Here is a 19,256-nt window from a genome sequence, read left to right on the forward strand (position 1 = left end):
ATATGTTCAAGCTATTCCTTCTTAGCGGCTATAATTCCTCAGCTGAATCTGAAGAACGTCTTTGCTTTCCTAGCTCAAACATTTTACGTACTGGTATGTAGATGCATAGTGCAAAGACAAGCTGCAAAAATAAACTTGGTAAAATATATTGAATTAATGCCCACGGATAGGAACCCGTCGTAAGCTTAAATACTTTATTAACAAAGTATAACGCTGAATCATATCCAATCGTTGCAAAACCAATAGTCGAAATGGCAAGCATAAGTGTAGCTTTTTTACGTTCTAGTAAAATACCACTCAAATAGCCTATCAATCCCATGAAGAAGAAATGAGTGCCCATAACATGACCGTAATACATAATATCCTGTAGCAGTCCAAATCCCATACCTAATGCAAGCGCTTGATGACGACTACCATACATGGAAGCGAAAATTACCATTACAAATGTAAAATGAGGAATAATTCGATCACCATAACTGCTAGGTATTATCCAAGGCATTAAAGCTCCTTCTAATACAAAAACAATAAGTATGATCAGAACGATTCGATTCAAGCTCATGGCGTAAGCTCCTCATCTTCGGTAATTTGCGGGATTTTCACAACGAATACTTCTGTTAATTGATTTAAGTCAACAAAAGGCTTAATCGTTGCCTCATATGTTAATCCGAAATCACCAACCTTCAATGATTCAACCGTACCAATTTGCAAGCCTCTAGGATAAATATTACCTAGTCCAGATGTAATGACGATATCTTCTTGTACCATCGGGTCATCCTCACCAATTTTCGTCATCATAATGCGCTCCAGTTCAGCATCATAATCTGTAAGAATACCGAATGAATCTTTTTCTTTATTCATAACCGTAGCTGAAATCGCGTTAAATGCTGTCGATAAAGAATTAAGCTCCGTGTATGGCGTAACAGAAGCCGTAAACGGTGTTACAGCATTAACTAGACCGACTAAACCATCAACGGTCACAACTGCCATATCTTTTTGTACACCTTGTTTGGAGCCTAGATTAATGTTAATCGTCCGATTATTCGCATCATTACTGACCGAAATAACCTGTGCGATCATGTAAGTATAATTATACATTTCCTTCTGGTGTGCAGTGAAATCAAGTTCATCTTGTAACCGTTCATTCTCATTTTTCACAAAATTATATTCAACTTTATCTCTAGCATACTGAGCAGCAAGCATACGAAATTGCTCGTTTTCTTCATAGATAGAGGACAAGTTCTTCATATCTTGAAAGAAGCCCGCTACTGCACCAGCGGGCCGATAAATAACTTGTTGAATACTACCTATAGCATCTTTCAAAAACTTCTCAGGCCATGTAAGGGATTGTCTACCACCAATAGACAATCCAATCATAATAATAAATATTAGAAAACCGATCATCAACAAAAAAAGTCGCTTATTCTTTAATAAATTGAACAAAAGTTTTCACCTGCCATGTGTGAGATTCCAGGCATAAGCTTAGCGCTTAGATTTGAGTGAAGTTTTTGATCTGAACAAATCAAGATGCTCTAACGCAAGTCCTGTTCCAATCGCTACACAATCCAAAGCATTGTCCGCTACAATAACCGGCATTCCCGTCTCTTTTTTTAATAGTTGATCCAAATTAGCAAGTAGTGCTCCACCACCTGTTAATACAATGCCACGATCTATAATATCTGCTGATAATTCAGGAGGACATTTTTCAAGTGTAACTTTCACTGCGTCTACAATTGCAGTAACTGTATCCATTAATGCTTCCGTCACTTCATCAGAGGAAATCGTTAATGTTTTCGGCAATCCAGTTAACATATCGCGGCCACGAATATCCATTGTTTTCGGCTGAGTTAATTTTGTTGCTGAACCAATTTCCATCTTCAGCTGTTCAGCAGTGCGTTCACCAATTAATAAATTATAATGCTTTTTAATAAACTGGATTATCGATTCATCCATATTGTCACCTGCAACACGGACAGAACGACTAGTTACAATACCACCAAGTGAAATAACGGCAACTTCCGTTGATCCACCACCAATATCTACTACCATGCTACCCGTTGGTTCCCATACAGGTAGATTTGCTCCAATAGCAGCTGCAAATGGCTCTTCGATCGTTTGCGCTTCTCTTGCACCTGCCTGCTTAGCTGCATCCTCCACAGCACGTTTCTCAACTGCTGTAATGCCGGAAGGGACACAGATCATAATATTCGGATGATTTCCGAATAAAGAACGGCTTTTCTGAGCCTTTTTAATAAAATATTTAATCATTGCAGAAGTAATATCAAAATCAGCAATAACGCCATCTCTCATGGGACGAATCGCACTAATATTACCTGGTGTACGTCCAATCATGAGCTTTGCATGTTCCCCTACTTCTACAATTTCCTTTGTATCATTACGAATCGCGACCACAGATGGTTCGCGCACGACAACACCTTTTCCTTTAATATACACTAAAGTATTAGCTGTGCCTAAATCAATTCCTAAATCTTTCGAACTTCCAAACATGATGTAACTCCCTTCTAGTCGGTCAATCCCTATACATTATATTATAGATAGCCCTGCTCCTTCAAACTAACGAATTTTCCATCGCCAATAACAAGGTGATCAAGTACCTCTATACCAATTAGGGAGCCCGCTTCAACCAGTCTCTTCGTAATCTTAATATCCTCTGGACTTGGTGTAGGGTCACCGCTAGGATGATTATGAGCACATACTATAGAAGCACTACTATTACGTATTGCTGCACGAAATACTTCTCTTGGATGAACCAATGATGCATTCAATGTTCCAACAGATAATGTTTCCTTCGCAATAATCCCGTTCTTCGTATTCAAAAACAGACATATAAAATGCTCTTTCTTCAAATATCGCAGTTCCTCCATAATGTACATTGCTGCATCATTAGGACTTTTCACAATTACAGTATCTCCAAGCCTGCTGCGTGCAACACGCTTGCCGAGCTCAATTCCTGCATGTAATTGTAATGCTTTTGCTTGTCCAATTCCTTTAATAGCGGTAAGCTCATCTACACTCATATCTACCAGTTGTCGCAAACTTCCGCAATGCTGTAGTACCGTTGTTGCCAATGCTACAGCTGATTGGTTTTTCGTGCCTGTTCTAAGCAATATCGCTAATAACTCTGCATGACTTAATGCATCGGCCCCATATGTCATCATGCGCTCTCTAGGACGTTCGTTATGGGGGACATTACGCAAGCTAGACCCACTGTCTGCCATGTCCATTTCCCACCATTCCTTATCAATTAGTTATTGTAATACCATTACATCAAAATGCATTAGCATTTCTGCCACGAGCGAAACTGGCAAACCGACAACATTAAAATAGCAGCCTGTAATAGAATCAACGAGGATAGAACCTTTCCCTTGAATGCCATAGGAACCGGCTTTGTCAGCACTTTCTCCAGTTGCAACATAGGAACGAATCATTTCTACAGAGAGAGGACGCATCTTTACATGAGTCACCCGATGTTGTACAAGCGTCTCACCAGTACGTGAATGAAGTAATGTTACTCCGGTTAGCACCTGATGTTCTCTGCCTTGTAAACGCATCAGCGTCGTGACAGCATCTTCGATGGAAGTAGGCTTCCCTAATATATCATTATCCAACACAACAATCGTATCTGCAGCTAATATTAATGAATTCTCATCAAAAGAAAAATCTAATACTTCTCTAGCAAGAATAGCTTCCCTAACTGCAGTCGCTTTAGCCAAGCTTAACTGTTCCACCGTTTCACTTGGCGACCAATCTGCTTGAATAGTTTCGTCCGTATCCAAAGAAAAAACAGACACCGGCAAGGAAAGGTCGAGTGTGGCGACCAGTTCCTTCCGGCGCGGTGACGATGAAGCCAGTACTAACTGACTAATCGATTGATGATTATATGACTTTATGCATTCATCCATCTGCTTACTACTCCTTTTTAACGCTCACTTCCATGCAAGACATCGTAGTCACAGTCAAGCATTTGAACTCCAATTATAGCTTACGATACCACCATATCGCTACTAGCATTCCTATAATGCTCAGTAGACTAATATTAATCTCTATCGATAAGTCAACGACAATGACATGAAGATCAAAGAATGGTGACCATTCCGTCGTGATTCCTTTTGTTAGAAAGGTTAGTCCTGGTACCGCATCAAGCCAGTAGCCGATAAGTGAACCTGCAAGTAAACCTAGTAGAATGAGCAATAACAATATCCACTTACTTTTCTTCAACAGTCCAATCCCCTCCCTGACTACATCTTACTGTTTCTATTATACGCACCAATATAGTCTATGACAATCCGTTAACTTGCTCAAACCATTCTTTTTGTGCAAGTACCGCTTTTATAATTGCTGCTTCTACTCCCCAAATGTTTTTTGCACTTGGTTTTTCTTGGTATTTCAGTAGCTGTTGTTGTGCTAGTTGTAACGATTGTTGTAATTGTGTTGCTTGCGATTCATTCGCAGTACCTTTGAATCCATCTATCGCTTCTTGTGCAATAATTTCCCATTTGTCGTATTGCATTTGCGATGCTTGTTGCGCAGATGAACCTATAACGCTAAGTGTAGGCTGCTCTAATTGTGCAGCTACAAGATCAGCATACATTCCGATAAGCTGATTACTACTTTGAACATACGATTCTAATTGCGTTGCTTCACCATCGTATTGTACTTTTTCTGGTAATTGCAATACTATTTCTTTACGATATAATTCAAATCCTGATACTGCAGTTTTGAACGGCTCTATATTATTCAGTGAAGTAGCGATAGCTGCATAGACAAAATATTTACCATTATTTACTTGCGTATATTCTGCAGCATAACCTGCTTTTTGCAAAGCGGCAATCACTTCATCTCTTGTATCTTCTTTACTAAATACCCCTGCCTGTAACAATTGATAGCTATACTGGGCTTCAGACATATTAAGAAATACCGTCGGAACATTGTCAACTGTAGTTGGTAATACTTCTGCTTGATCGACTACTGCATCACCTATTACGGTAGATTCCGTTGACTTACTACTTGGCCAATGCACAGACCCAAATACTTGGACAAGCAACAAATAACCGAGTAAAGTCCCCGTTAATACTGCGCACAGTACAGCAACTAATCCATTCGTCCAACTAAACTTCCCTTTGCGTCTACTTACTTGCACCTCGTGTAACAGTGGCTCGCCATGCAATGTCGGTGCTGTCCAGTCTGGTTGATGTGAATCATCATGCAATTTCGGCGCTGTCCAGTCTGGTTGATATGCATCATCATACAAATGCGACGCTCCCCGATCAAATTGATGTGAATCATCACGCAATTTCGGTGCTGTCCAGTCTGGTTGATATGCATCATACATGGAACGCGATGCCTCAAGGTCATAGCTGTCTAGATCGATATGTTGATGCTGATGCTGTTCCTGTTCTGCCAGAGAAAGCCGCCCCTCATTTAAAGACGCTCGTACTTCTCCAGTATCTGCAAGGACACCATCACTATTACGAATTAATTGCTCTAATTGCTCAATATTCAACTCTTGTGTAGAATCAACCTCGCTCACTATTGGATGTTGCTGCTGTAAAGAATCTATTTTATTTCCATTACGATCAAATCGATAAGTAATTCGGTTTTGATGTTGCATTTCTATCACTCTCCTTCTTTTATCTCTATAAGTCTATGAAACTTTCAGACATAATATGATAGAAGATTGCGGAGAGAACTAATCAAAGTGGTTGTGGGTAGCGCTACGTGAACCAATCGCTGTTCCGATCGCCGTTGTACTCGGATTTATTGTAATAGGGATAGCGGTATAAATCCGAGTACAAAAACGACCGCTATCGCTTCTCCACCAGCGATTGGTTCTCTTTGCTACGGTGGAGGTGGATGAAAGGATGCGTAACTGTAGCGTCGTTTTTGGCGTTACAGAGCGTAAGTAGCAATGTATGCGTAGCTGTAGCGTCAATTTTGGCGTTACAGAGCGTAAGTAGCAATGTATGCGTAGCTGTAGCATCGTTTTTGGCGTTACAGAGCGTAAGTAGCAATGTTTGAGTAGCTGTAGCGTCGTTTTTGGCGTTACAGAGCGAAAGTAGCAATGTTTGAGTAGCTGTAGCGTCGTTTTTGGCGTTACAGAGCGAAAGTAGCAATGTTTGAGTAGCTGTAGCGTCGTTTTTGGCGTTACAGAGCGAAAGTAGCAATGTTTGCGTAGCTGTAGCATCGTTTTTGGCGTTACAGAGCGTAAGTAGCAATGTATGAAGGAGCTAACAAAGTAACTTTTTCACTTATTTCGACTCGCAGTGTAGATGATGGGGAAATTGCCGAAAATAAAACAGCATCCAAGTAGGGTCATATAGACGACCAAACTTAGATGCTATTTGAAGGCTAATGCTAATCGAAAGCTAATGCAAAGTATTATCCTTTTATAAATTCGCCAAGCGCATGAGAAACTTTCCAAATATCTCCAGCACCCATCGTAATGACTAGATCACCCGGCCCAATTGTTGCTTTCAATTGCTCAAGCACTTCTTCATTCGTAGCGATATATTGTACATTGTGTTGACCACTGGCTTTAATCAATTCAACTAATTTTTGCGATGATACGCCCTCTATTGCTTCCTCACCAGCAGGCGAATAAATATCTGTAATAATAACAGCATCTGCTTCAGGGAATGCTTTACTAAATTCATCTAGTAAGAAGAATGTACGTGTAAAGCGCTGCGGTTGGAATACGACAGTAATACGCTTCCCTGTTGCTTTTGAGGCATTAATCGTTGCCACAATTTCCGTTGGATGATGAGCATAGTCATCAACAATAAGCATGTCACGTACGTCTGCCATCACTTGGAAGCGACGCTTTGCACCTACGAATAATGTGATTGCTTTACGTAGCGCTTCAAGCTCAACACCAGCCTCTAAGCATGTAGTGATTGTTGCTATGGCATTGTACACATTGTGTATACCTGGTACTGATAGCACGAATTGACCTAATGATGTTCCATGATAAGACAATTCAAAGCTAACCGTACGGTCACCTTCGATAATATTACTTGCCATATAATCTGCTTGCTCATAAATGCTATAAGTAATAAGTTGCTGTTCACGTAATGTAGCATCCTCATATACACGAGGCAATAACTCTCTAACATTATGATCATCAAAACATACAATTACTTTGCCATCAGTCTTCACTTGCTTCAAAAACTGTACGTAGGCCTTTTTAATATTTTCAAAATCACCATCATAATTTTCAAGATGATCAGCTTCAATATTTGTAATAACAGCGATTTCCGGGAAATAATGAAGAAATGACCCATCACTTTCATCAGCTTCTGCTACAAGGTATGATCCTTTGCCAGCTTTAGCATTTGTTCCTAGATTGACGATTTCACCGCCAATAATATAAGTAGGGTCCTGCTTTGTCATTTCCATCACAAGTGCAATCATAGAAGATGTTGTCGTCTTGCCATGTGCACCAGCAACAGCTATACCTGAAGTAGCATTAAGTAGTTTAGCTAACATTTCCGCACGATGTAGCACCGTAATGCCCGCTTCTTTAGCTGCCACAAGCTCGATATCCTCTTGACTTATCGCTGTAGAATATACAACGATCGTAGCCCCTTGCATATGAGAGACATCGTGTCCGATCACAATCGATGCGCCTTGTTCACATAATTTTTGAGATAATGCTGAATGTGCAACATCAGATCCTGTTACTTTATAGCCCATTTCCATAACGACTTTAGCGATAGCACTCATGCCGTATCCACCAATTCCAATGAAATGAACATGTTCATTTGCTTTCAAAGAGAATTCACCAGCCTTTTTCTGCATCCTTGTTGTGTAGCATATACGAGCGTACGTCTCCTATCAAATACAATGTACCAGTAACAACTGCAAGATCTGATTCATTTGTTTCTTCAAGTAATAGCTGTATTGCTTGCTTCCAATCCTTCTCTACAATAACTCGCGGAGGGTTGGAAAGATTAAGTTCAACTACAAGATCTTGCACCAGAGTAGCTAATTCATTGGCATCTTTCGCCATCCGATAATTAGGCTCTGTTAAGATCAATGTATCCGCTAATGGTAATATATGCTTCAACGTGTCATGGTGACTCTTATTCTCAATCATTCCCATAACAAGATGCAATTTTTCATATTTATAAGTTGTCTTAAGTGCGCTTGCCAGTGCTGCAGCACCTTCTGGATTATGTGCACCATCAATAAGTAGACGTGGTTGCTGCTGAATCATCTCCAAACGTCCAGGCCAAGTTGTCATTTTCATACCTTCAAGTAAATCTTCATCACTAACAATAAGTGCTTGGTACTGACGTAAAATTTCAATTCCCATCATCGCTACCGCAGCATTTTGACGCTGATGCGCCCCGCTTAACGTAATCGTAACCTCTTCTATATTACGGAAAAGACCTTCAAATCGGAATTGCTGCTCAAATTCATCAACATATAATGGCATTTGATCAAATTGCTGCTGATATAAATAGATTGTGCTTTTTTTCTCTTTGGCATACTGCGCAATCACTTCAATCGCTTCGGGTTGCGTGACACCTACAATAACTGGCACACCCGCTTTAATAATCCCTGCTTTTTCAAGGGCAATCGCTTCAAGCGTATCGCCTAATCTGTCCATATGATCATGACCAATATTCGTAATGATCGACAATGCTGGCGTAACAACGTTAGTGACATCCAATCTACCACCAAGCCCCGTTTCCCACACTACATAGTCAGGATACGTTACTGTTGCGTAGAATAGAATAGCAATCGCCGTTGTCACTTCAAACATTGTTGGAGAACCTAGTTCAGTTGTTGCCATTGCTTCAGCAAGTGGACGAACTTTATTAGCCAACTCCAACAATACATCCTCTTCAATATCTTCACCATTATACTGTAAACGATTCGTAAACTTTGTAATATAAGGTGATGTGAATGTACCTACATCATATCCGCTTTTTTGAATAACATGAGTAAGAAATGAGCATACAGAACCTTTACCATTCGTACCTGCAACATGAATAAATTTCAAACGACGATGAGGATTACCTAGACTCTCCAGCAATTGTTCAATGCGTTCAAGACCAGGGCGAATGCCGAATGGAATCAACGAATTGATCCACTCGGTAGCCTCCCCATAAGATTCCATTGAGCTTACTTGTTGTTGGTTCATTTCTACGCTCATGAGAATACCCCTTTTCTAATCACCTAATTAGTACGCAATTCAGCAATACGGGCAACAACTTTATTACGTTTTTCTGCATAATCATTCATCTTCGCACGTTCTTCGTCAATAACTTTTGCAGGAGCCTTCGCAACAAAACCTTCATTCGAAAGTTTTTTCTCAACGCGCTCTACTTCTTTGTTCAAATGATCAACTTCTTTTTCTAAACGAGTAATTTCCTGAGCAATATCAAGTAGACCTGCTAGTGGCAAGTACAGATCTGCACCTGTAATAATAGCAGACATTGCTTTTTCAGGAGCTGAAATTTCAGTAGAAATTTCAAGCGAAGACGTCCCACAAAAACGTTTAATAAACTCTTCGTTGGAAGCTAGAATACGATACTCAGCATCAGAAGCTGGTTTCACAAGCAATTCTACCTTTTTACTCATCGGTACATTTAATTCCGCACGAATGTTGCGGATAGCACGGATCATTTCCATTAGCAGTTCCATTTCTTTCACTGCTTCTGGAGCTTCCAGCGCAGCATCATATACAGGCCATGCAGCAAGTGTAATCGTCTCGCCATCATGTGGTAGATGCTGCCATATTTCTTCAGATATGAAAGGCATGAATGGATGAATCAAACGCTGTGTACGATCAAGCACATAAGCAAGTACTGATTGCGTACCAGCTTTTGCTTCTGCATCGTCGCCATTCAAACTTAATTTGGAGAATTCGATATACCAGTCACACAGATCATCCCAAATAAAGTTATAAAGCACGCGGCCTGTTTCACCAAACTCATAGCTATCAACTAGTCGTGTCACATCACGAACGGCTTCATTCAAGCGATGCAAGATCCAGCGATCTGCTGTTCCGAGCTTGCCGGTAATATTAATGTCTTCATAAGTGAAACCTTCAAGATTCATCAACGCGAAGCGAGAAGCATTCCATATTTTGTTAGCAAAGTTACGAGCTTGTTCTACCTTCTCATAACGGAAGCGCAAATCTTGACCAGGCGTACTACCTGTTGAGATCATAAAGCGCATAGCATCGGCACCATATTGCTCGATAACTTCAAGTGGATTAACACCATTTCCTAGTGATTTAGACATTTTTTGACCATCTTTATCACGTACAAGTCCATGCAATAGCACATCTTGGAATGGCATTTCATCTGTAAATTCAAGTGCTGTAAAGATCATCCGTGATACCCAGAAGTAAATAATATCGTAGCCAGTTACAAGTACATTCGTTGGATAGTAACGTGCTAAATCATCAGTCTGTTCTGGCCAGCCTAATGTTGAGAACGGCCATAATGCAGAACTGAACCATGTATCTAGTACATCATTATCTTGACGTAGATTAGCATCGGTCTGATCTTCAGCAGATACGATAATCTCGCCATTTTCATCATTATAAAATGCCGGAATACGATGTCCCCACCATAATTGACGAGAAATACACCAATCACGCACATTTTCGATCCAGTTCAAATAGATCTTTTCAAAACGATCTGGCACGAAGCGTACGCCTTTACCAGACTTTTGAGCAGCAATAGCCGCTTCTGCAAGTGGTTTCATCGCTACAAACCATTGTGTAGATAGATACGGCTCTACAACTGCTCCACTGCGCTCACTATGACCAACTTGATGTAAGTGATCTTCGATTAATACACACACGCCCTGCTCTTGTAGATCACTTACGAGCTGCTTACGGCAATCGAAACGATCCAACCCTTTATATGGACCTGCCTCATCGTTCATCGTACCTGTTTCGTCCATCACAATAATTTGCGGAAGGCTATGACGCTCACCAACTTCAAAGTCATTCGGATCATGTGCGGGCGTAATCTTCACTGCGCCAGAACCAAAATCCTTCTCTACATATTCATCTGCAATAATTGGAATTTCACGATTAACAATCGGAAGGACAATCATCTGGCCGATCAAATGTTTATAGCGATCATCTTCGGGATGTACTGCTACTGCTGAATCACCTAACATCGTCTCCGGACGTGTAGTTGCCACTGTAATAAAGCCGGTTCCGTCTTTCAATGGATAACGTAAATGATACAAGTGACCGTTAACCTCTTTATGCTCCACTTCAATATCAGACAACGCAGTACGAGCTACAGGGTCCCAGTTAATAATTTTTTTACCACGATAAATTAATCCTTTTTCGTATAGACGCACAAACACTTCACGAACTGCTTTATTCAGACCATCGTCAAGTGTAAAGCGTTCACGTGAGTAATCAAGAGATAGCCCCATTTTTGCCCATTGGTCGTGGATTGTCTCAGCATATTGATCTTTCCATTCCCATACTTGCTCAAGAAATTTTTCACGTCCAAGATCATGTCTAGAAATACCTTGCTCACGTAGTTTCTGTTCTACTCTTGTTTGCGTTGCGATACCTGCATGGTCAGTACCAGGCAGCCACAATGCATCATACCCCTGCATACGCTTAACACGGATAAGAATATCTTGAAGTGTAAAATCTAACGCATGACCAATATGCAACATTCCTGTTACGTTCGGGGGTGGAATTACGATTGTATATGGTTCTGCCTCGGGACGTTGACCTGCTTGAAAGTAATTACCTTTTACCCAGAAGTCATACCATTTCTGTTCCGCTGCCTTCGGATCATAAGTCGTTGGCATCGTTAAATTAGATTGATTATCTGACATTTGTTCATCCTCCTAAAACTTTTCGTAAGCTACTCGATTGAACTTCACTGTAAAGAAAAGTTACATCGAAAGCATAAACTAAAACTTTTCATTAGCTTCTCTGAATAACTTCATAGTATTGAAAAGTTACTACGAAAGCATAAACTAAAACTTTTCATTAGCTTCTCGATTGAACTTCACTGTAAGAAAAGTTACATCGAAAGCGTGGGCATACCAAAATTTTGCAACAAAAAAGCCTTTCATCCTACAAAAGGACGAAAGGCTAGCTTCCGTGGTACCACCTTAATTCCACACTACAAAACCGTAGCGTGGCTCTCATAACAGATAACGGCTGTGACCGGCCTAACCTACATCATAGCTACGCTATGCTCAGCAAGGCAATTCAGAGGTGACCCATATACCTGTTATCCTGCAGAACCTTTCAGCGAACAGTTCTACTCTCTGAAGGCAACGTAAGTATATTATTCCTCATCAACATTATTACACATATATCAATATAATAACGTATGATCAGGCTGTCGTCAATTTCTAACGATGATATATGCTATTTGATTTTGAAATAGGCTACGGATTCATTCAATGTATCCACGACAGCCCCTAGTTGTTCGGACGCAGCAGCTATATTTTGCATCATCGCTAATTGCTCTTCAGTAGCGGCTGCGACCGATTGAGATCTCACGAAAATTTGAGATGTGCTTGCCGCCGCATGATCCATTGTCGCGGAAATTTCCTCGGAGCTCGCTGACATTTGCTCTGTAATCGCCGATGTTTCATGAATTTGAGTTACAATGTGGGCGACAGACTCCATAATCGTAGCAAAGCTTTGATTAACTTCCTCCATCATACTTGAGCCCGATCTAGCTACCTGCTTCGTCGTATTCATCGACTCGGATACACTAGAGATCTCAATTCTCGTTTCTTGAATCAAGCGGTTGATGCCCTCCGCTGATTCATGTGATTGCGAAGCCAAGAGGCGAATTTCATTAGCTACAACACTAAACCCTTTGCCGTGCTCACCCGCTCTTGCAGCTTCAATAGAAGCGTTTAAAGAAAGTAAATTGGTTTGCTTTGCGAATGTTGTAATGCTCGATGCAATCTCCCCAATCTCATTAGATTTATGTGTTAAAGACTGCACTATTTCAGATAACTGCTCCACTGAAGCAAGCATATTTACAATTTGCTGCTGAAGATTGATTAGTAACTTATTACCAACTTCCGCATGACGCGAAGTTAGCGATGAATGTTCCGCCATTACGCCTGAATTATCAGCAACTCTTTGAATTCCAATCGCCATCTCTTCAATCGCACGGCTCGTCTCTTCACTGCTTTTCACTTGCACTTCCACATCCTGATTCATCTCTTGAATATCCATAGTTACATGCTCAGCCGCTTTGGCAGATTCCTTGGAACTATCCGATAGCTCAATCGAAGCCTCACGAACAAATAAGGTATTAGAAGCAATCGTTCCAATAAGCTCTTTCATTTTGACCAGCATTATATCGACGGCTTCCGTTATTTTACCAAGCTCGTCGTTGTCATACTTGGTCTGCGGCTCATGGCGTAGATCTCCCGCTGCAACGTCACTAGTAACGCTAATGATTTTCCGAAGCGTTTTCATGATCTTCCTAATTACTGCTACACCGGCTATCGCCAAAACAATGAGAATGATAGCCACGCCAGTATAAAGCTTTGTAGCTGTATTACTATTTTGTTCATTAATATCTACAATACTATTCAGGGCGTAATCATCCAGAATTTCGCCAATTTGATCCAAGCTCGAGCGAGCTTGTTCAAAGCTTGCTAACAATTGTGTATCATCCATGCCGTCATTCGCTGATTTCAAAGCGGCATTCGTATCGATAACCCACTGATCGAAAGAGGTTTGAAAATCCGTTGCATTTTGTTCAATCGTTTCCGTCGTCTCCGCATGAGCAGTTTCCATAAGCTCTTTCTTTTGCAAAATATCCAATGCTTGTCCGACTCTTTCATTCGCTTGCTCAATATTTCCTGTCAAAACTTGCAGCTGAGCTGATTGCTCATCCCCACTTAATGTACCCAGCGTCAGCAGCTGAAAAGCTGTTAATGCTTGATACATATCGCGATCAGCATTCAGTATAAGTGAGGTACTTTGACCAGTCGTTTCATACAAAGAAGAAGTCAACTGATCTACAATAGAATTGTTTTGTTGCACAAAATATACACTTGAACCCATATACATCATTGATGGAATCAATATCAGCAAAATGAGGCGCGTACGTATCGATAGTCTTTTAGCCAATGATAATTCCTCCATATTCATTCTTTTCTCACAACTATATCGGATAATCGTTTAGTGGATGTTAGCAAACTGTTCGTTTTTCGAAAAACAGCAAAAAAAAGGTCCAACGGCATAGTAGCCACTGAACCTATTTACCTATATGGTTGAATACTTTTATTGGAAAGTAATGTAATCATCGACGAGTTAGCATAATATTTCTAGGGTAAATATAATAATTGCCCTTCAGAAATCGCTGACTCATGCAAATTATTACGCACTAACAACTCTCGCGGATTGATACTATAACGACTTGCAATTTGTTCTAATGTATCTGTTTTTTGCACAATGCACATCCGAATCCGACGGAACTCGTTCTGATCAGGGCGCTTGCTTAAAAATAATTGTTGCCATTCAATTTCCTCATCTACAACATGAGGCTTAGAAGCTTCCTCAAGCTGCCTCTCTGTTTCCAATTGTAAAAGGGTAGCTTGATGAGCAGCTTGTTCGCGCAAACTAGAAGTTAGAACAGAACGAATACCTAATGTTTCATTCTGATTTGAACTACTATTTAAAGCGATATGAACGGAGTGTTCTTGGCTTGTTGGCTCGCTAGTGCCTTCCACTGCTTCGATGTAAGCGGACTCCACAGACTCTTGCTCCGTTTGCAGATCTCGTTCTGCTTCGTGCATTTCATACTCTTGCTGTTCTCTTCCTTGCTCTAGCGGCGCTTCACTCACAAATTGACCCCAAGGATTCGATGCTGCTTCATGAGCTGCATCGGTTGGTTCCTCTACATAAGCATCAGCAGTATATTGTTGAGCCTCCGCTTCTCGCTTAAGATCCTCATCATTGTATGCGTACAAGACCGCTTGCTCTTCTTCATGCTGGGCGACTTCGTATTGATCTTCATTTTCAATGACTTCATACTGCTCATCTTGCCCGGCAGCTTCGTATTGCTCGGTACGTAGCTCTTCATGTATTTGCGCAAACACATGCTCTGAAGTTTGCTCTTCTTGCAAATAGCTTGCATAATAGGATTCGCTCTCAACCACTTTTTCTTGGACAATTTGTCTTTGCGCTTCAGCTGTTTCATACTGCTCACTTTGCTGCGCTTCCGTTAGCTCCGTAGCCCACTCAACAGCCTCTTCTTCCGATTCACTACGTTCATGGGATACTGTAAATGCTTCCGTCTCCCACTCACTCACTTCTTCCTCATGCTCAAGCGTAATCCCACGCAATGAAAGGATACCTGTAATATTGAGTGCCCGAGACGATAACAAGACGACATCAAACGTATCGATATCGACCGTAATCTCCTCTATTCTTGACACTCGATTCATTGGAAGCGATATTTCTACAGGAATCCAATGCTCTAACGCGACTTGCTCGTCCTCCGCTCCTTGTGCGCGATAAATCCCGTTCAAGACAAGCTGACCTTGCAATACAGCCTGATCTCCTTGTTCTATCACTTGAATGCGTGGAACAAGCTCAATTTCTTCAAGCTCATCAATCGCTGCGACATTGTCTGGCAAATGTACACGTTCATAAATATCAAAGCGCAGACCATTATTTACTTCAGACATTTGAATGCCTCCCTTCACATAATGAATGCTTGTTTTATTCTAGCTTTCACTATTTATCTATATGGTGAAGGGAGCTTTAGCATGACTATCTTTTTGTTATATATTGCTTTATTTCTGCATACCATGCTGGCAGCTTTGCTTGTACATACACTTGTTCAGATGTTAAAGGATGAATAAAGGTTAGACTTGCTCCATGCAACGCTTGATGGTTAATCCATTTGGTGTCGCCACCATATAATTTATCACCTACTAACGGATGACCTAGATGCTTCATATGAACACGAATTTGATGCGTTCTACCCGTCACCAGCTTCAACGCAACCTCCGTATAATGCTCATATTTCGCAACAACATGATAGTGTGTAAGCGCTGATTCTCCACTTGCTGTTACAACTCTGCGCTTAGGCTCACGTCGATCTTTGCCAATCGGAGCATTTACTGTCCCTGCATCGGTCAATAATACACCGTGAACAATCGCTATATACTGTCGATCCACTTCTTTGTTACGCATTTGCTCATCTAGTTTTAGCTGTGCAAGTTGATGCTTGGCATAAAGGACAGGGCCCGATGTCTCATCATCTAATCGATGGATATGTCTAACGAGAATTGGATCTTGCTTATTAAGCATATAGGCAGCTACAGCTACGTCGAGTGTATTTTGCTGACCTTTAACCGATCCATGGACTGGCATTCCTGCAGCCTTATAAACGACTAAGCAATGTTCATCCTCGTAAAGCATTTGAACCATATCGTGACCTGAGCTCAACAATTGCCCAGCGCTTCGATACACTTCGTCACGGGTTATATCAACGTCTTGATAAGCTAATAAATGTAACAGATCGCCATTCCACTTTATCCCACCAACAGAAAAAATCTGATTCAACCATTTGGTCGGGAAAAAGGAATAGGCTAGTAGCCATTGTCGCACTTCATGCGGATGACTACCAGCCCCTGGCTGTGTATGTGCTTGCTCGTCATCTAACATCTCACCTAACCGTTTCCAGTTCAATACGAGATCCAAGCCTTGGCGAGTTATAAGCTGATGAAACACAGCATTCACCCCTTCCAATAGAAGTTCAAAAAGCGGGATTTCGAAAGCCGAGAAGATGGAGCGCTACTTGAGAAAGGCGGAAGCGCAAGTGTACGTTATTGGTACACGCGAACCGTACTTTCCAAGTTCGCTTCATATTCGATGTCGACTAAGCTTCGATAGCATAATCATCGTTATCAAAGTCCGCTGTTTTGAACTACCTCTTTTTATTTATTGACTAGCGTTGATAGTGCAACATCATGTGCCGCAATCGTGTTGGCGATATCCTCATCAGAATGCACAATCGATAAAAATAATCCTTCGAATTGAGAAGGCGGAACACTCACACCTTGATTGAGCATCTCTGCAAAATACGCTTTGAAATGATCTAGATTCGCTAACTTAGCCGTCTCGAAGTTAGTAACTTGCTCATTGGTGAAGAATGGACATACCATGGAGCCAATCCGATTAACCGTTAATGGAATGCCATGCTTCGCCGCATTCGCTTCGATACCAGCCTGCAATGCTGCACCTTTTGTTTCAAGTTGAGCATACGCTTCTTTGGTCATTAATTGCAACGTCGCATAACCTGCAGCCATCGCAAGTGGATTTCCTGATAATGTACCTGCTTGATAAATCGGTCCACTTGGGGCAATTTGCTCCATAATGTCACGACGACCACCATATGCGCCCACTGGCAAGCCACCGCCAATAACTTTACCGAAGCAAGTTAAGTCAGGAGTAACGCCTAAGCGCCCTTGTGCACAGTTGTAATCTACACGGAATCCTGTCATAACTTCATCGAATATAAGCAGACTGCCATATTGTGTTGTTAGCTCACGCAGTCCTTCTAGGAAGCCAGGCTGAGGAAGGACTACGCCCATATTACCAGCAATCGGTTCAACGATGACACAAGCAAGCTCTTCACCATAACGAGAGAATGCCAGTTTCACGCCTTCAAGATCATTGTAAGGGACTGTAATCGTGTTCGCCGCTACTTGCTCAGGAACACCAGGAGAGTCAGGCAGACCTAGTGTCGCAACGCCTGAGCCTGCTTTAATAAGTAGACTATCCGCATGGCCGTGGTATGAGCCTTCAAATTTCAATATTTTAGTACGGTTTGTAAAGCCACGTGCTAGGCGAATCGCACTCATCGTAGCTTCCGTACCAGAATTGACCATCCGTACAATATCCACAGAAGGTACACGTTCACATACTAATTCTGCCATCAATGTCTCAATTTCAGTCGGTGCACCAAAGCTCGTCCCTTTCACTGCAGTCGCAGTAATCGCTTCAATTACTTTAGGGTGAGCATGTCCAGCAATAAGCGGGCCCCATGAAAGGATGTAATCTATATAATTATTTCCGTCGATATCATAGATGCGACTTCCTGCACCGCGTTCAACATAGACAGGTGTTAACCCTACTGATTTATAAGCACGAACAGGACTATTCACACCGCCAGGTATAACTTTTTTGGCACGTTCAAACGCTTGCTTCGATAATGTATCTATTCTTTGAGCCATTACTTCTACTCCTCCTTCAACCATTTCGCTACATCTTTGGCATGGTAAGTAATAATAATTGATGCTCCTGCACGTTTCATGCTTAGCAGTGTTTCCAATACAATTGATCTTTCGTCAACCCAACCATTGGTAGATGCTGCTTTCACCATCGAATATTCAGCACTTACGTTGTAAGCAACAACTGGTAGATCGAATTGCTCACGCAATGTTCGCACAATATCAAGATAGGCTAGCGCTGGCTTCACCATTAGGAAATCAGCTCCCTCTGCTACATCACTTTCAGCTTCTCGCGATGCTTCCAAGGCGTTAGCAGGGTCCATCTGATACGTTTTGCGATCACCGAATTGTGGCGCTGAATGAGCGGCATCGCGGAACGGACCATAAAATGCCGAAGCATATTTTACGGAGTAGGACATAATCGCAATATCTTCATAACCCGCTTCATCTAGCCCTTGACGAATAGCAGCAACAAAGCCGTCCATCATATTAGATGGGGCAATAATATCAGCTCCTGCTTTCGCTTGTGATACGGCCGTTTTCACTAGCAAGTCAAGTGATGCGTCATTATCGACTGTTGCTATTTGCGTCGCTTGATCAAGATGAACAACACCACAATGACCATGATCTGTAAATTGGCAAAGACATGTATCCGCTATAACAACGAGCCTAGGAGCCCATACTTTAATCGCTTTGATCGCCTGCTGAACAATTTCATTATCATCATATGCCGAACTACCGACAGCATCTTTATAGTTAGGGACACCAAACACTAGCACGGATTTGATTCCGAGTGTCACAACTTCCTCGATTTCCAGCTTCAATTGATCCATCGATAGATGGTAGACACTCGGCATAGACGGAATTTCTTCACGAACATTTTGACCATGTGTAACAAATATAGGATAGATAAGATCTTCAGCATGCAATCTATTTTCTCGTACCATACTACGTAATGCAGTAGAACGACGTAATCTGCGATTTCTGATTATTGGAAATGTCATCTTGCTCGCCTC

At 41.5% G+C, this 19,256-nt stretch carries 16 protein-coding genes and 1 other annotated feature; all 16 genes read right to left on the reverse strand.

Annotated features, from left to right (window positions below; genetic code table 11):
- Window positions 1-28: 28 nt before the first annotated feature.
- Window positions 29-559, reverse strand: a complete 531-nt coding sequence (mreD, locus tag AC1TPB_RS08935; protein WP_482076154.1) for a rod shape-determining protein MreD — start codon at window positions 557-559, stop codon at window positions 29-31.
- Window positions 556-1,440, reverse strand: a complete 885-nt coding sequence (mreC, locus tag AC1TPB_RS08940) for a rod shape-determining protein MreC (protein WP_482076155.1) — start codon at window positions 1,438-1,440, stop codon at window positions 556-558. Before mreC ends, mreD begins: the two co-directional genes overlap by 4 nt.
- A 39-nt stretch (window positions 1,441-1,479) precedes the next feature.
- Complete coding sequence (locus AC1TPB_RS08945) at window positions 1,480-2,505, reverse strand: rod shape-determining protein (protein ID WP_482076156.1); 1,026 nt, start codon at window positions 2,503-2,505, stop codon at window positions 1,480-1,482.
- Between the two features lie 41 nt (window positions 2,506-2,546).
- The gene (radC, locus tag AC1TPB_RS08950) at window positions 2,547-3,236 is read right to left on the reverse strand and encodes a RadC family protein (protein WP_482076157.1); all 690 of its coding nucleotides are present in this window, start codon (window positions 3,234-3,236) and stop codon (window positions 2,547-2,549) included.
- A 30-nt stretch (window positions 3,237-3,266) separates the two neighbouring features.
- Window positions 3,267-3,920, reverse strand: coding sequence for a Maf family protein (locus tag AC1TPB_RS08955; RefSeq protein WP_482076158.1), 654 nt, complete (start codon window positions 3,918-3,920; stop codon window positions 3,267-3,269).
- Between the two features lie 73 nt (window positions 3,921-3,993).
- Complete coding sequence (locus tag AC1TPB_RS08960) at window positions 3,994-4,236, reverse strand: DUF4321 domain-containing protein (RefSeq protein WP_482076159.1); 243 nt, start codon at window positions 4,234-4,236, stop codon at window positions 3,994-3,996.
- A 58-nt stretch (window positions 4,237-4,294) separates the two neighbouring features.
- Window positions 4,295-5,629, reverse strand: a complete 1,335-nt coding sequence (locus tag AC1TPB_RS08965) for a hypothetical protein (RefSeq protein WP_482076160.1) — start codon at window positions 5,627-5,629, stop codon at window positions 4,295-4,297.
- A 193-nt stretch (window positions 5,630-5,822) separates the two neighbouring features.
- A complete protein-coding gene (locus tag AC1TPB_RS08970) occupies window positions 5,823-6,233 on the reverse strand; it encodes a hypothetical protein (protein ID WP_482076161.1) in 411 nt (136 codons plus the stop codon).
- A 163-nt stretch (window positions 6,234-6,396) separates the two neighbouring features.
- Window positions 6,397-7,788: a UDP-N-acetylmuramate--L-alanine ligase gene (murC, locus tag AC1TPB_RS08975; RefSeq protein WP_482076162.1), complete on the reverse strand. Its 1,392-nt coding sequence runs from the start codon at window positions 7,786-7,788 to the stop codon at window positions 6,397-6,399.
- A 7-nt stretch (window positions 7,789-7,795) separates the two neighbouring features.
- Window positions 7,796-9,178 carry a bifunctional folylpolyglutamate synthase/dihydrofolate synthase gene (locus tag AC1TPB_RS08980; RefSeq protein WP_482076163.1) on the reverse strand — a complete coding sequence of 461 codons (1,383 nt, stop codon included), beginning with the start codon at window positions 9,176-9,178 and terminating at the stop codon, window positions 7,796-7,798.
- 23 nt (window positions 9,179-9,201) lie between these two features.
- Window positions 9,202-11,847 carry a valine--tRNA ligase gene (locus AC1TPB_RS08985; RefSeq protein WP_482076164.1) on the reverse strand — a complete coding sequence of 882 codons (2,646 nt, stop codon included), beginning with the start codon at window positions 11,845-11,847 and terminating at the stop codon, window positions 9,202-9,204.
- A gap of 247 nt (window positions 11,848-12,094) precedes the next feature.
- Window positions 12,095-12,331, reverse strand: a binding site (T-box leader).
- Between the two features lie 60 nt (window positions 12,332-12,391).
- Window positions 12,392-14,125 (reverse strand): methyl-accepting chemotaxis protein, encoded by a 1,734-nt coding sequence (locus AC1TPB_RS08990; protein WP_482076165.1) that lies wholly within the window; start codon window positions 14,123-14,125, stop codon window positions 12,392-12,394.
- 197 nt (window positions 14,126-14,322) lie between these two features.
- Complete coding sequence (locus AC1TPB_RS08995) at window positions 14,323-15,687, reverse strand: LysM peptidoglycan-binding domain-containing protein (RefSeq protein ID WP_482076166.1); 1,365 nt, start codon at window positions 15,685-15,687, stop codon at window positions 14,323-14,325.
- 85 nt (window positions 15,688-15,772) lie between these two features.
- A complete protein-coding gene (locus AC1TPB_RS09000) occupies window positions 15,773-16,738 on the reverse strand; it encodes an RluA family pseudouridine synthase (RefSeq protein ID WP_482076167.1) in 966 nt (321 codons plus the stop codon).
- A gap of 206 nt (window positions 16,739-16,944) precedes the next feature.
- A complete protein-coding gene (gene hemL, locus AC1TPB_RS09005) occupies window positions 16,945-18,243 on the reverse strand; it encodes a glutamate-1-semialdehyde 2,1-aminomutase (protein WP_482076168.1) in 1,299 nt (432 codons plus the stop codon).
- Between the two features lie 5 nt (window positions 18,244-18,248).
- On the reverse strand, window positions 18,249-19,244 hold the full coding sequence (gene hemB / locus AC1TPB_RS09010; RefSeq protein ID WP_482076169.1) for a porphobilinogen synthase: 996 nt from the start codon (window positions 19,242-19,244) through the stop codon (window positions 18,249-18,251).
- Window positions 19,245-19,256 lie beyond the last annotated feature (12 nt).

It is taken from the genome of Paenibacillus sp. Y951 (assembly GCF_056786395.1).

What these genes read in the sequence shown, in the direction of transcription:
- mreD (WP_482076154.1), bottom strand. Translation starts at nt 559, where the DNA reads ATGAGCTTGAATCGAATCGTTCTGATCATACTTATTGTTTTTGTATTA.
- AC1TPB_RS08945 (WP_482076156.1), bottom strand. Translation starts at nt 2,505, where the DNA reads ATGTTTGGAAGTTCGAAAGATTTAGGAATTGATTTAGGCACAGCTAAT.
- radC (WP_482076157.1), bottom strand. Translation starts at nt 3,236, where the DNA reads ATGGCAGACAGTGGGTCTAGCTTGCGTAATGTCCCCCATAACGAACGT.
- AC1TPB_RS08955 (WP_482076158.1), bottom strand. Translation starts at nt 3,920, where the DNA reads ATGGATGAATGCATAAAGTCATATAATCATCAATCGATTAGTCAGTTA.
- AC1TPB_RS08965 (WP_482076160.1), bottom strand. Translation starts at nt 5,629, where the DNA reads ATGCAACATCAAAACCGAATTACTTATCGATTTGATCGTAATGGAAAT.
- AC1TPB_RS08980 (WP_482076163.1), bottom strand. Translation starts at nt 9,178, where the DNA reads ATGAGCGTAGAAATGAACCAACAACAAGTAAGCTCAATGGAATCTTAT.
- AC1TPB_RS08985 (WP_482076164.1), bottom strand. Translation starts at nt 11,847, where the DNA reads ATGTCAGATAATCAATCTAATTTAACGATGCCAACGACTTATGATCCG.
- AC1TPB_RS08995 (WP_482076166.1), bottom strand. Translation starts at nt 15,687, where the DNA reads ATGTCTGAAGTAAATAATGGTCTGCGCTTTGATATTTATGAACGTGTA.
- hemL (WP_482076168.1), bottom strand. Translation starts at nt 18,243, where the DNA reads ATGGCTCAAAGAATAGATACATTATCGAAGCAAGCGTTTGAACGTGCC.
- hemB (WP_482076169.1), bottom strand. Translation starts at nt 19,244, where the DNA reads ATGACATTTCCAATAATCAGAAATCGCAGATTACGTCGTTCTACTGCA.